Below are 12,588 nucleotides of genomic sequence, written 5' to 3' on the forward strand. Positions count from 1 at the left end.
ATTCCCAAATCGGTGAAGCGTCACTGTTGGTTGTGATGTTTACGTCAGAGACCTGTCATTCGATGACGGTTCGGGCGTACTCTGGGCTCATGACTAACAGTGACGATTTCCGTATCGAACATGACACCATGGGCGAAGTCCGAGTTCCGGCTCAGGCCCTGTACCGCGCGCAAACCCAGCGTGCCGTCGATAATTTCCCGATCTCGGGCAAGACCTTGGAATCCTCGCATATCAAGGCCCTGGCCCAGGTCAAGAAGGCCGCCGCACGAGCCAACCTGGCGCTCGGCGTTCTCGACGAAGAACGCGCTGAGGCCATTGTGGCCGCAGCCGATCAGGTCGCTACCGGGCAGTACGACGAGCACTTCCCCATCGACGTATTCCAGACCGGTTCCGGAACCAGCTCGAATATGAACACCAACGAAGTTCTCGCCGAATTGGCCACCCGTGCCTTGAAGGCCCGGGACAGCGGCACCGAGATCCACCCGAACGACCACGTGAACGCCTCGCAATCTTCCAACGACGTCTTCCCGACGTCCGTGCATGTTGCCGCCACCGGAGCTCTGCTCAATGACCTGGTCCCGGCCCTCGGAACCTTGGCTTCCTCGCTGGAGGCGAAGTCCGCCGAGTTCAAGGATGTGGTCAAATCCGGCCGCACCCACCTGATGGATGCCACCCCAGTCACCCTTGGCCAGGAATTTGGCGGCTACGCAGCACAGGTACGCTACGGCATTGAACGCATCGAAGCGGCCCTGCCACGCGTTGCCGAAGTTCCCCTGGGCGGCACCGCGGTAGGCACCGGCATCAACACCCCAGACGGCTTCCCGCAGCAGGTCATCGAGTTCCTGCGCGAAGACACCGGCCTGCCCATCACCGAGGCGCGCAACCATTTCGAAGCACAGGCCAACCGCGACGGACTGGTCGAGGCCTCCGCAGCTTTGCGCACCATCGCTATCTCGCTGATCAAGATCGCCAATGACCTGCGGTGGATGGGCTCCGGCCCCAACACCGGCTTGGGAGAAATTGCGATCCCTGATCTGCAGCCAGGATCCTCCATCATGCCCGGCAAGGTCAACCCGGTCATTTCGGAGGCAACCATCCAGGTAGCAGCCCAGGTCATCGGCAACGACACCGCCATCGCTTGGGCCGGAACCAACGGCGCCTTCGAGCTGAACGTGGGCATCCCGGTCATGGCCTCCAACCTGCTCGAATCCATTCGCCTGCTGTCCAGCACCTCAACGGTGATGGCCGAAAAGATGATCGACGGCATCAAGGCCAATGTGGAACGCGCGCGCTTCCTGGCCGAGGCTTCCCCATCGATTGTCACCCCGCTGAATAAGCTGATCGGCTATGAAAACGCAGCCAAGATCGCCAAGAAGGCTGTCGCCGAGGGGCTGACCGTACGCGAAGCAACCATCGCTTTGGGCTTCGTTGAACGCGGTGAAGTCACTGAGGAACAGCTCGACCAGCTTCTGGATGTTTCCACCATGGTGGGCAAGCACTAATTCCCTGCTGCTCCACCCCTGCTGCTACCGCGGCTCGATGCTCGGCATCGGGTCGCGGTAGCGTACTTTAACCCGGGAAAACAGACTCCTACTTACCGGTAACATCTGCTAGCCTCCACCTATGACCCGCACCACATCTCGCACTTTTAAACGTCTTGGCCTCTGGATTTCCGGCACGCTCGTCGTCCTCTTGGCCGCATTCTTCGCTTTTGCTCCCGGCATCGTGGAAAACACCCGCAATAAGATCGAGGCCACGGGTCTGCCAGCGGTCGGCGACGACGCCTCGGAACTGCATTCGCGCTTGCAGATTGCCGACATGCATGCCGACACCTTGATGTGGGACCGTTCGCTGCTCAAGCGCTCGGACCGCGGCCATGTCGACCTGCCGCGCATGGAAGAAGGCAATGTCGCCCTGCAGGTCTTCTCCTCGGTATCCAAGTCGCCCGTCGGCCAGAATTACGACTCCAATAGCGCCGAATCGGATAACATCACGCTGCTGGGCATTGTCCAGCTGCAACCGCCTCAGACCTGGTTCTCGCTCCTGGAGCGTTCGCGCTACCAGGCCAAGAAACTGCGCGACGACGCCGCCGACTCGCAAGGCACCCTGCGCACCATCACCACCACCGCCGAGCTCGACCAACTGTTCAAGGACCGCAAGAGCGGCCAGCAGGTCACCGGAGGCCTCTTCTCGGTAGAGGGCCTGCATAATCTTGAGGGCGACGTCAGGAACGTGGATGTCCTGTTCAACGATGGCATGCGCATGGCCGGGTTCACGCACTTCTTCGACAACTCGGTGGCCGGCTCCAAACACGGGGTCGAGAAATCAGGGCTCACCGACCTTGGCCGTGCTGCACTCAAGCGCATGGAAGAGCTGGGGGTCATCGTCGACCTGGCGCATTCCAGCGACGCGGCTTTCAATGAAGTCCTCTCCCTGGCTACTGAACCCGTGGCATTCAGCCACGGCGGTGTCCAAGCCACCTGCGATGTGAACCGGAACCTCACTGACGATCAGATCCAGGCCATAGCCGAGACCGGCGGCGTTATCGGAATTGGCTACTGGGACGCTGCGGTCTGCACCCTGGATGTGGATTCGGTGGTGGACGCGATGGAGCACGTCATCAAAGTCGCAGGAATCGAACACGTCGGTTTGGGCAGCGACTTCGACGGAGCAACTACCGTCGCATGGGATGCCAGCCAGATTGCTGTCATCACCCAGGAACTGATGAATCGCGGCTATTCGGATACGGAAATCGCGGCCATCATGGGCGGAAATACGTTGCGCGTATTCCGCGAGGTGCTTCCAGCGAACTAGCTCAGTTCAATCCAATAGCGTCGCAGGTCCTCAGTGGAGCCGAAGCGGGGCCCGATTTCGGCAACCGGAGTGACGCGTTCGAGGACTCCGCCGCAAGCTTCGATGGTTCGCGCCGAAGCAGTATTGGAGTCGTTGCAGGTAAGCAGGACCCGCGGCAGGCCAAGGCTGCGGGCTTGTTCCAGGGATCCGGCGAGCGCGGTTCTGGCCAGGCGATTGCCACGGGCGCTCGGGCGTATGCCATAGCCGATGTGCCCGCCGACTTCGCGAAGGAAATCATTGCCCAGCTCGTGACGCAAGCTGACCGCGCCCAAGTACTCATCGTCGTGCGCTAGCCACAGGGTGCTTTGCGCAACGAAGCCTTCCGGTGGCGTGAAGTGCGGCTTTTCCAGATCCTTGAGCAGCTGGACCCACTGCGCGAAGTCTTCTGCGTTGCGCAGATCCCAACCGTATTTGGCAGCGTAGAAGACCGAGGCCCCGTCCTGCTCCGCCCCCGCCCATTCGGTTGTGCTCCGCATGAAGGAAGCATGCAGTGCGGCAGAAGGTTCAATCAGTCCATTCCCGGTCATGGAGCAAGTCTAAGCTCATGCCGGTGGCATTCACGCATGCCACAGCGGAGTTGAAGGCAGGAAGCGTCAACTGGCGAAATAGCCACCGGGCCGAGGGTCCATCGCCCATTGCAGCGCCCGTTCGTGCAGCGGCGGGAGTTCTGGCCGGTCAGCCAGTTCGAAGTAACCCACTTCCAAATTCTCGTCATCGTTGACCTTCGCGGTGCCGGAAAGGTGCCGAGCCTTGAAAACTACATCCAGGTACTGCGCGTGATCGCCATTGGGGTACATCGTGGGAGCTGTCACCCCGATCCCCAACAGGTCCGTGATTTCGCATTCGACGCCGGTTTCTTCCAGCACTTCGCGGTGTGCTGTATGCGAAGGCTCTTCGCCTGGATCGATAATTCCTGCCGGCAGGGTCCATTTGCCATTGTCGGCACGTCGCACCAACAGCACCCGGCTGTCGTGGAGGACAACGATTTTCACCCCGGAGAGCCATAGCAGTTCATGACCGATGCGTTCTCGAAGATGGGTTACGAATTCTGGAGTTGCCATGATTTCATCGTGCCATAAGCAGCACTGCTAAAGACCCAATGAGCATGAAGGGGCCGAAAGGGACCGCTGATTTCAGCGTCAATTTCCGCACGGCCACGCCCCCGATAACCCAGCCGGTGGCCAGCAGGAAGGCAAGCAAGGTCGCGAAGAACAAGCTGGACAAGGAATAGTATCCGAGATTCATGCCCAGCACGCCGGCCAGCTTCACATCGCCCATGCCCATTGCCCCAGCGGAAATCAGCGCGAGGAGCAGATAGCCTCCGCCAAGCAGCAGCAACCCCAAAAGGCTCATCAGCAGCCCATGCCCATCAGAACGGAAGATCCCCAGCAGCGCGATCACCACGATGCTGGCCGCCAACCAGTAAGCCAGTAGCCGGTTGGGCAAACGATGCGTCGCCATGTCTTCCTTGGACAGGAGGAACCCGAAACCAAGAAAGCAGGCCAGCTGGAGGAGAACCAGCGCTGCGGTGGCCGGGCTTTCCTGTGCCACGTTCCAAATTTCTGACATGCATAGAGCATAGGCACCTCATCGGATCTTCGGCAGAGGGGTCTTCCTCTTGTGAATAATTCAGCCGCTTCTACAATTGGAGTATGGACGTTCCAGCAGTTCCAGTTCTTTTCCCCGGGCACTCCGCCCCTGAGTCGGCGGCCCGTCGTCGTTTCCGTGCCTTGGCCCGGTCCGCCCCATGGCTGAGCACCTCCTTGCAGTTCCAGGTCCAGGTCCCGGAGCATTACGCCCAACCGGACGAAGGCCTGGAAGGCCAGCTGACCGCCATCCTCCGCCAGCGAGAAGCCATAGCCGTGCGCTCGGCCGAGGGACAACTGGTGTACCAAAAGGAGAAGTTCACCGCAGACCGGAGCCGAGGCTACGTCGCAGCCACCAATTCCTCATGGAAACTGCCGGCCTCACTGACCTCCCCGGTTTATACCTCAGACCACCTGATCTTGCGCCGCCCACAAATTTCCGGCTTCAATGGGTTGCTGCCCCTGGAGCATTGGGAACCTATGCTCGATCCGGTGGAACTTGCCGGCACCGAGCCTGCCGCCCATGACCTCGCTTTCGACCACCCCACCTACATTCACGAACTCGCAGAAATCACCCATGGCAACCGGCCTGCTCTAGCCGCCGTTCTCACTGCGGGGCACAACTACCAGCCCGCGCTGGCCAGCTGCCCGCTCGTTCCCGCCGGGACACGAACCCTCGTGGTACTGGATCTGGCAACAGGCGTCTGCCTGAGCCGCCGGGTGCTCTCCGCCCAGCCAGGGACGCCTGCAGCCCCGGAGCTGTCGCTTCAGGTCCTGGCCCAGAACGAGTACTACATCGATTCCTTGTTCACCGCCCCAGCTCCCACGCTTACCGACGTGCGGGCGCCGATTCCGTGGGAGCTGCGCAGCGAGCGCCAATCCTAGGACAAGGTGGGCGAATCGAGCAGGTTGGTGACTAGCGCGGCGATAGCAGAGCGCTCGGAACGGGTCAGGGTCACATGCCCGAAGAGGGCATGTCCCTTGAGCTGTTCCACGACCGCGGCGACACCGTCGTAGCGGCCTACATGCAAGTTATCGCGCTGTGCCACGTCATGGGTGAGCACCACCTTGGAATTCTGCCCGATGCGCGATAGCACCGTGAGCAGAACATTGCGTTCCAGCGACTGGGCTTCATCAACAATGACGAAGGAATCATGCAGCGAACGCCCGCGGATGTGGGTCAGCGGCAGGACTTCAAGCATCCCGCGTTCGACCACTTCATCAATGGCATTCTTCGACACGATCGAGCCGAGGGTATCGAAGACCGCTTGGGCCCAAGGTCCCATCTTTTCTCCCTCGGAGCCCGGCAGGTAGCCTAGTTCCTGGCCGCCCACGGCATAGAGCGGACGGAACACGGTGATCTTGCGGTGTTCCCTGCGTTCAAGCACTGCTTCCATTCCGGCGCACAGGGCCAACGCCGATTTACCGGTTCCGGCGTTGCCGCCTAAGGAGACGATGCCCACGGATGGATCCATCAGCAGGTCCAAGGCGATGCGCTGCTCTGCACTGCGTCCATGCAATCCGAAGGCCTGCTGGTCGCCGCGCACCAGTTTCAAGGTGTTCGCATCGACCTTGCGGCCCAGGGCGCTTCCGCGCGGGGATGTGATGACGAACCCGGTGTTGATCGGTTCATCGGCGACCGCAGGGTGGTTCAGAAGCTGTTCATGTTCGTAGAGCTTGGCCATGGTCTCTTCGCCCAGTTCCAGCTGCTGTATGCCGGTCCACCCGGTCGAGGCGATCAGCTCATTGCGGTATACCTCGGCATGGATGCCCATGGCAGAGGCCTTGATGCGCATCGGCAGGTCCTTGGTGACCAGCGCAACGTCGAGGCCAGCATCCAGCAGGTGCTTGGCGACAGCCAGGATGCGTGAATCGTTATCGCCTGAGCGCATGCCTACCGGCAGGACTTCCGGGGCGATGTTGTTCAGTTCAATGCGCAGTGTTCCACCAGTTTTGGACACGGGCACCGCTTGGGCTAATCCCCCATGGCTGGCAATCAGCTCGTCCAGCACACGCAAGGCATGGCGTGCGAAGAAGCCCAGATCAGGATCCTTGCGCTTATGTTCCAGCTCGGTGACGACAGTCAGCGGGATCACGACATGGTGCTCATCGAAGTGGAACATGGCTTTCGGGTCAGAAAGCAAGACCGAAGTATCAATGACGTAGGTTCGTACACCCTGTTCGGCTGTTCGTGTCATGGCAGCGCACCCATTCTCGAATCCGGCGTGGGGACTCTCCCCACGCGTAAGTGGGGAATCCCGACACCGGATGTCCAAGGCGATTCCGGCAATTGCTCCGGCTGGCGCTGCATTTGGTCATCTAGTGAGGAACCCTTCGATCAGCTGGGTCTTGTTGCCCCGGCCTTATGATCACCATAGACCTTGAAGCGCTACCTGGGGACTACGTTCAGGTAACGATTAGCTGAACAGCTGAGCCGGGTGCACGATTCGGGGCTCAGGTGCCGAAGCGGCGCTGGCGATCAGCGAAGTCGCGCAGCGCACGCAGGAAATCCACGCGGCGGAAATCCGGCCACAATGCCTCGCAGAAGTAGAACTCCGAGTACGCGCTTTGCCAGGTCAAGAAGCCGGAGAGACGCTGTTCCCCGCTGGTGCGGATCACCAAATCCGGGTCTGGCTGGCCCTTGGTGTACAGTGCCGATTCGATGTCTTCAGTGGACAGTCCGGCGGCAAGTTCCTCGACCGTGCGTCCATCCTCGGCGGCCTTGCAAAGCAGTGACTTGAAAGCATCAAGGATTTCACGGCGTCCGCCGTAGCCGATGGCCACATTCACATGAACGCCGGTGCGGTTGGCGGTAACGGTTTCCAGCGCGGCAAGCTTCTGCGCCAGGTCTTCAGGCAGCAGGTCCTTGGCTCCCACCTGCTGGACCTTGACCCGGTTGGTCTCTCCCAGACGGTCCAGGGTCGTGCCGATGACTTCCAAGAGGTCGCGCAACTCGCTGGCTTCTCGATTGAGGTTGTCGGTGGAGAGCATGTACAAGGTAACCATCTGGATGTTCAGGTCCTCGCACCAATCGAGGAACTCCAGGATCTTGTCCGCACCGGCCTGGTGGCCTGCCATGGTCGGGGTGCCGGCCAGCTTGGCCCACCGGCGGTTGCCATCGACCATCACGCCAATATGGTGCGGAAGCTTGTCGGCAGGGAGGGACTTCGCCAAGCGCCGTTCGTAGTAACGGTACGCAAGGTTCGGAAGCTGCACCTTGTCCCTGCCTTTCGATAGATTCCAAAAACTCTAGGTTCTAAATCTACCGCTATTTATCGCCCAGCATGCGTATCTGCCCGCTTCACCGCGTCCACGATGGACACATTCTGCCGGGCTCAGGCACCCTTTCCGGAAGCGAACAACGAGAACAATCCGTCCATCCCGGCTACAGGCATCTGGCAAAGCTCTTCGCGGCAAGGCTGGATCTGGACGGTCTGGGCCGCACCAGGTAGCGACGGATCGTGGCGCACATTCAATCCGAGGCTCAACGCCACCGAACGCACGCGCTTGGCTTCTGCCGAATCCCACTGCGACAGCGCAAGATACTGGACCGGGCTGGAAACTATGCACTGCACTTCCAAGGCGGTCGCTACCTGTGTTGGCGCGTCGCTGGCCAAGGCCAGGGCGTGGGCAGAAAGTACGCGGGCGCTTTCCAAGTCCGCCGCATCCGCCTCGGTGTAGTCTCCCGCCGCCATGGACTGCAGGGCATGCATCGCCAGCGCCTTGGCGTAGAGCGCACCCGAGGCCGGCAGCGCATCATCAAGCACCGTGACGGCAGCAATATTGCTGCGCTGGGCTGCGATGCGCGCATCGGCTTGGACCGCGTCACGCGGCACCCCGGTTTCCGGGTCTACGAAGTCGGCAGCGCGCCCCAGCAAGTCGCTGGCACGCTCGGCCCACTGCTTGTGCCCGCTGGCTTGGCCCAACGCCAAGAATCCCAGGGCCAGGGCGGCATAGTCCTGCAAGGTGCCTTCATTGCCGTGCTCAGCACGATTGGCGAAGCTCACGCGGGCCAGCCGTCCGGCTTTTTCGTCCCACTGCATCGTCCACACCGAGGTTGCTGCCTTCTCGGCGAGCGCCAAGGCTTCTGGCTGGTCCAGGAGCAGCGCGGCTTCAGACAAGGCCTCGATGGCCAGCCCGTTCCAACAGGCGATCACCTTCTCATCGCGGACAGGCATAATTCGCGAGCGGCGCAGGGTGCGCATTGCATCTCGCAGTTCATGGAGAACACCGATTTCGTTCGTTTCAGGAACCCTCAACAGCGAGAAGCAGAAGTTCTGCGGGTCCTCGGCCACAGGCGCGAAACGCAACAGCCCCTTGGGCAGCCGCTGAATCAAGGGGTCAGAGACCAGTGCGATTTCCTCGCGGCTAAAGGTGTAGTACGCGCCCTCGATCTGGTGGCCATCACGGGATGAATCGGCATCCAGGGAAGCCGCGAAAGCTGGAGCGGCCGAAGATGCGGTGAGCAGTTCCTCGCTGAGGAAGTTGATAATGCCTTGGGCACTGCGCTGGGCGAGCCCGGCGAGATTCTGCGCGCGCTGGGCTATCTCCCCTTCGGACTTGCGGGCGAATTCTGCCGCCAGGACACTGGTGCGAGCCGCCAGTGAAAGCAGACCGGCATTGTCGTAGAGCATCTTCTCGAAGTGCGGGACCGACCAGTTCTCATCAACGCAATAACGGGCGAAACCGCCATCAACATGATCCTGCAGGCCGCCAAGGAACATCGCTTCGAGATGGGTGGCCGCTGCGGCGAAGGCCTCGGCGGCGCGGTCAGGGGTGGTGACCACTGCACGCCACAGTGTCTTCAGAGCCCAGGTCGGCGGGAATTTAGGTGCCGGGGTGAAGCCGCCTTCCGGCTTGGTGGCGGCAACCCATCGATCAAGTGCTGCGCCGAAGGCCTGCTCTGCTGGTTGCTGCGACTGCAGCGACAACAGCGAGCTCTGGCGGCTTCCGAGTTCTGCCAAATGCGCGGCGAGCATCTGGGCCTGCTCTTCCAGCGAAGCGCGCTTGGTTTCCCAGGCCTCGTGGACGGCGTTGAGCACCTGGCGGAAGCTCGGGGTCTTGCCACGGGGTGTCTTCGGATAGTGCGTGCCGGCATGCACGGTACGCCCGTCAGGAAGGGCAAAAATCGTCATCGGCCAACCACCGGCACCGGTGAGCGCCTGGGTAGCCAGCATGTAGGTGTCGTCCACGAGCGGATGCTCTTCGCGGTCCACCTTGATAGCTACGAAGTTTTCGTTCAGCAGCGCCGCGATTTCAGGATCGTCGAAAGACTCGTGGCTCATCACGTGGCACCAATGGCAGGCAGCATAGCCGATGGAAAGCATGACCGGTACGTCGCGCAACCGGGCCTGTTCGAAGGCTTCGTCCCCATAGGGGAACCAGTCGACAAGTTGGTGCGAATGCTGTCTGAGGTATTGGCTGGATGAGCCAGCGAGTCGTTGAGCCACGCAATCATGCTATCGCGCAGCTCACAAAGCGCCTACTGCTGTTCGTCGGTCTTCGGGTCGTGCGGCTCTTCGGATTCCTGAAGCTTGCGCTCTTCTCCCTTGGCCACCATTTCCTGCTGCTTTGCCTCGGCTTCCGAGGTGTAGCGCACGCGGCGAACTCGACGGACCATGTCGCGAATCAGGAAGATCACGGCAACCACCAAGGCTGCGGTGAAAATGAATCCAAGGAATCCTGGACCGTATTCGCTGCTGGTCTCCGTACCGACACCAAGGGTCGAGGAAGTCAGAGCCAGGGATTCGAAGATCGTGTTCACGATGTAAAGACAACTCTTTTCTAGTACTGGAAAGCGCTTAGTACTATCTTAGTCCGGCAAACAGGTCGGTCTCGGGCAACTCGGTAGCTACCTTGGAGGAAATCAGCGTGTAGTCTTCCCACGGCCAGTGCTCCGCGTAGACGTGTTCCGGTACGGCGAAGAAGAAACCTTCCGGGTCGATCTGGGTTCTGTGGGCCAGCAACGCCTGATCGCGTTGCGAGAAGAAATCCGCGCAGTTGATCTGGGTTGTCGTGGTGTGTGGGGAAACCCACTTGAACATCTGGTTTTCCTCGTCCGCTTCCCACAGTGCAACGCGCTCGGTGTAGGGGGACTCGTAACCTGCTTCCAGCATCGCGTAGTGCAAGGTGCGGAAACGATCTGGTGCGAATGCACGGTCGTAGTACAACTTGCTCACCGACCACGGCGCACCCAGTTCCGGGTACATCTGCGGATTAGCCGCGTGCTCAAAGGCAAAGGTTGAAACCTTATGGCAGTGGATGTGGTCCGGGTGGGGGTATCCGCCGTTTTCGTCATAGGTCGTGATGACGTGGGGTCGGAATTCACGGATCAGCTTGATGATGCCGGCAGCAGCGATTTCAACTGGCTGCAAGGCGAAGGCGCCAAAGGGCAGCTCCGGCAGCGGATCCCCTTCCGGCAAGCCGGAGTCCACATAGCCCAGCCAGCGGTGCTTGACGCCCAGCACTGCGGCTGCCTCAGCCATTTCGGTGCGCCGGACGCCCGCGAGGTCGCGGTGCGCATGGGCGAGTTCGCCGGCGGCGGCGTTGAGGATATCCCCGCGCTCACCGCCGGTGCAGGAAACGACCATCACTTCTGCGCCAGCATCAACATAGGCAGCCATCGTTGCAGCACCCTTTGAAGATTCGTCGTCCGGGTGCGCGTGAATAGCCATGAGCCGCAGACCCTGCGAAGGAGCAATTTTCTTCACGTCGTGAATCTCCACTTATCTTCTTTCCTTATGCCACGTTTTTGGACGGCCCGAAGCTTCGAATCTGTCCGTCATCCATAACAACTCACAGCCGACCACCGGTTATTCCCCCATGCTGAAAGACGGTAAACTTGAGTAAGGAACCAACGTACGGCATTCCCAGTTCAAATGCCGCCAGGCAAGAGAGTGGTGCAAGGCAAATAATGTCTGATCCAAGCTTAACGGCTCGCTACAACAACCCCAAGAAACGCAGTCTTCCCAGGAAAACGCGTAACTGGCTAATTGCTGCCGCGCTCTCGGTCGGCGTTGCGGGGGCCGCCTATGTCGGCTTCAACAACTACAGCGCCATCAGCGCGCAGGACATCGAGTTCGAGGTCATTTCCGCAACCAAGGCCAAGGCCATCGTCGCAGTCGAATACAACACCAAGCACCGTGTGCAGTGCGATATTCGTGCGATGAACGAATCCAAGGCCATCGTCGGATACGACTCCATTTTGCTTGATCCTGGAGAAGCTACCGGGCACATCACCCAGCGCCTGGAGATCGACCTGCACACCGACAACCTGGCGACCACCGCTGGCGTGGAGTCCTGCTACGAGGTTCCGCAGGAATACAAGGGTTAATATTTCAGCTTCTTCATCCCCTAATAGCTGAATCTATTGGGCTTAAATCGTTTTGGCGACTACTATCGTTGAAAAGATACGTTTCGCCCCGCATCGGCGCATGGTTCTAGCTGAGTACTAGGACATGAGCCTGGCGGGGTCTTTGCTTGCATCGCCCATAACGTGCGAGCCCTCAGATCCGTACCGAATCCGACTTCGTCGACGCCACCGTTTCGGTGGCTTTCGGCTTTAGGACCACTTATCGGTCCCAAGGCCAAGCGAAGTCCTAACTGACCAAAGGAAGTACAACGTGAGCACCAACAGCAACGAACCTGTCGTTTGGCTGACTCAGGAAGCCTACGATCGGCTCCAGGACGAACTGACTTTCCTCTCAGGCCCGGGACGTGCCGAGATCGTGGCCCGTATCGAGCAGGCACGTTCGGAAGGTGACCTGAAGGAGAACGGCGGTTACCACGCCGCCCGTGAAGAGCAGGGCAAGGCCGAAGCGCGCATCCTCTACCTGAAGGATCTGCTGCGCCGCGCCGATGTAGGCGATGCTCCTGCCGATGACGGTGTTGTTGAGCCAGGCATGCTGGTTGTCGCCAATATCGCGGGCGACGAGACCACCTTCCTGTTCGGCTCCCGCGAAGTTGCCGGCGACACCGACCTCGAGGTCTACTCCGAGCAGTCCCCTATTGGCGTTGCCGTGCACGGCGCAAAGGTCGGCGACAAGCTGTCGTACTTGGCTCCAAACGGCCGCGACATCAAGGTTGAGATCATCTCTGCAAAGCCTTACCAGTCCTAGCAACTAGGCTGCAATGCAAAGTCCGAAGGCCG

13 protein-coding genes are annotated in these 12,588 nt (G+C 60.3%); 5 read left to right on the top strand and 8 right to left on the bottom strand.

Annotation, left to right across the window (positions count from 1 at the left end; translation table 11 throughout):
* Positions 1–89: 89 nt before the first annotated feature.
* Together ACNPM8_RS14080 and ACNPM8_RS14085 are read left to right on the top strand one after the other, a co-directional pair.
* Positions 90–1,502: a class II fumarate hydratase gene (locus tag ACNPM8_RS14080; protein WP_400342557.1), complete on the top strand. Its 1,413-nt coding sequence runs from the start codon at positions 90–92 to the stop codon at positions 1,500–1,502.
* Positions 1,503–1,623: 121 nt separating this feature from the next.
* Positions 1,624–2,814: a dipeptidase gene (locus ACNPM8_RS14085; RefSeq protein WP_400342556.1), complete on the top strand. Its 1,191-nt coding sequence runs from the start codon at positions 1,624–1,626 to the stop codon at positions 2,812–2,814.
* On the opposite strand, the gene ACNPM8_RS14090 is transcribed toward ACNPM8_RS14085, so the two are convergent.
* From ACNPM8_RS14090 to ACNPM8_RS14100, 3 genes are all read right to left on the bottom strand, one after another.
* The gene (locus tag ACNPM8_RS14090) at positions 2,811–3,329 is read right to left on the bottom strand and encodes a GNAT family N-acetyltransferase (protein WP_448940043.1); all 519 of its coding nucleotides are present in this window, start codon (positions 3,327–3,329) and stop codon (positions 2,811–2,813) included. The two genes, ACNPM8_RS14085 and ACNPM8_RS14090, sit on opposite strands and share 4 nt — an antisense overlap.
* A gap of 117 nt (positions 3,330–3,446) precedes the next feature.
* Complete coding sequence (locus tag ACNPM8_RS14095) at positions 3,447–3,914, bottom strand: NUDIX hydrolase (RefSeq protein WP_400342552.1); 468 nt, start codon at positions 3,912–3,914, stop codon at positions 3,447–3,449.
* Positions 3,915–3,918: 4 nt separating this feature from the next.
* Positions 3,919–4,422: a prepilin peptidase gene (locus ACNPM8_RS14100; RefSeq protein WP_400342550.1), complete on the bottom strand. Its 504-nt coding sequence runs from the start codon at positions 4,420–4,422 to the stop codon at positions 3,919–3,921.
* A gap of 83 nt (positions 4,423–4,505) precedes the next feature.
* Between ACNPM8_RS14100 and ACNPM8_RS14105 the strand changes: the two genes are divergently transcribed.
* Complete coding sequence (locus ACNPM8_RS14105; RefSeq protein ID WP_400342548.1) at positions 4,506–5,324, top strand: hypothetical protein; 819 nt, start codon at positions 4,506–4,508, stop codon at positions 5,322–5,324.
* Here the strand turns inward: ACNPM8_RS14105 and ACNPM8_RS14110 are convergent.
* The 5 genes from ACNPM8_RS14110 to mca form a co-directional block, all read right to left on the bottom strand.
* Positions 5,321–6,637 carry a PhoH family protein gene (locus tag ACNPM8_RS14110; protein WP_105657452.1) on the bottom strand — a complete coding sequence of 439 codons (1,317 nt, stop codon included), beginning with the start codon at positions 6,635–6,637 and terminating at the stop codon, positions 5,321–5,323. The genes ACNPM8_RS14105 and ACNPM8_RS14110 overlap by 4 nt on opposite strands.
* A gap of 256 nt (positions 6,638–6,893) precedes the next feature.
* Positions 6,894–7,655, bottom strand: a complete 762-nt coding sequence (locus tag ACNPM8_RS14115; protein WP_105661709.1) for an isoprenyl transferase — start codon at positions 7,653–7,655, stop codon at positions 6,894–6,896.
* A gap of 119 nt (positions 7,656–7,774) precedes the next feature.
* Positions 7,775–9,889 carry a thioredoxin domain-containing protein gene (locus ACNPM8_RS14120; protein ID WP_448940044.1) on the bottom strand — a complete coding sequence of 705 codons (2,115 nt, stop codon included), beginning with the start codon at positions 9,887–9,889 and terminating at the stop codon, positions 7,775–7,777.
* 32 nt (positions 9,890–9,921) lie between these two features.
* Complete coding sequence (locus ACNPM8_RS14125) at positions 9,922–10,203, bottom strand: hypothetical protein (RefSeq protein ID WP_105657449.1); 282 nt, start codon at positions 10,201–10,203, stop codon at positions 9,922–9,924.
* A gap of 43 nt (positions 10,204–10,246) precedes the next feature.
* A complete protein-coding gene (gene mca, locus ACNPM8_RS14130) occupies positions 10,247–11,113 on the bottom strand; it encodes a mycothiol conjugate amidase Mca (protein ID WP_105657493.1) in 867 nt (288 codons plus the stop codon).
* A 239-nt stretch (positions 11,114–11,352) separates the two neighbouring features.
* Here mca and ACNPM8_RS14135 point away from each other — a divergent pair, with 239 nt between their 5' ends.
* Entirely contained in the window at positions 11,353–11,772 is a 420-nt protein-coding gene (locus tag ACNPM8_RS14135) for a DUF4307 domain-containing protein (protein WP_133833085.1), read from the top strand.
* A 289-nt stretch (positions 11,773–12,061) separates the two neighbouring features.
* Positions 12,062–12,556: a transcription elongation factor GreA gene (gene greA / locus ACNPM8_RS14140; RefSeq protein ID WP_105657447.1), complete on the top strand. Its 495-nt coding sequence runs from the start codon at positions 12,062–12,064 to the stop codon at positions 12,554–12,556.
* Positions 12,557–12,588 lie beyond the last annotated feature (32 nt).

This window comes from Glutamicibacter sp. AGC46, assembly GCF_053543715.1.

What these genes read in the sequence shown, in the direction of transcription:
- ACNPM8_RS14080 (WP_400342557.1), top strand. Translation starts at nt 90, where the DNA reads ATGACTAACAGTGACGATTTCCGTATCGAACATGACACCATGGGCGAA.
- ACNPM8_RS14090 (WP_448940043.1), bottom strand. Translation starts at nt 3,329, where the DNA reads ATGCGGAGCACAACCGAATGGGCGGGGGCGGAGCAGGACGGGGCCTCG.
- ACNPM8_RS14085 (WP_400342556.1), top strand. Translation starts at nt 1,624, where the DNA reads ATGACCCGCACCACATCTCGCACTTTTAAACGTCTTGGCCTCTGGATT.
- ACNPM8_RS14095 (WP_400342552.1), bottom strand. Translation starts at nt 3,914, where the DNA reads ATGGCAACTCCAGAATTCGTAACCCATCTTCGAGAACGCATCGGTCAT.
- ACNPM8_RS14100 (WP_400342550.1), bottom strand. Translation starts at nt 4,422, where the DNA reads ATGTCAGAAATTTGGAACGTGGCACAGGAAAGCCCGGCCACCGCAGCG.
- ACNPM8_RS14110 (WP_105657452.1), bottom strand. Translation starts at nt 6,637, where the DNA reads ATGACACGAACAGCCGAACAGGGTGTACGAACCTACGTCATTGATACT.
- ACNPM8_RS14105 (WP_400342548.1), top strand. Translation starts at nt 4,506, where the DNA reads ATGGACGTTCCAGCAGTTCCAGTTCTTTTCCCCGGGCACTCCGCCCCT.
- ACNPM8_RS14135 (WP_133833085.1), top strand. Translation starts at nt 11,353, where the DNA reads ATGTCTGATCCAAGCTTAACGGCTCGCTACAACAACCCCAAGAAACGC.
- mca (WP_105657493.1), bottom strand. Translation starts at nt 11,113, where the DNA reads ATGGCTATTCACGCGCACCCGGACGACGAATCTTCAAAGGGTGCTGCA.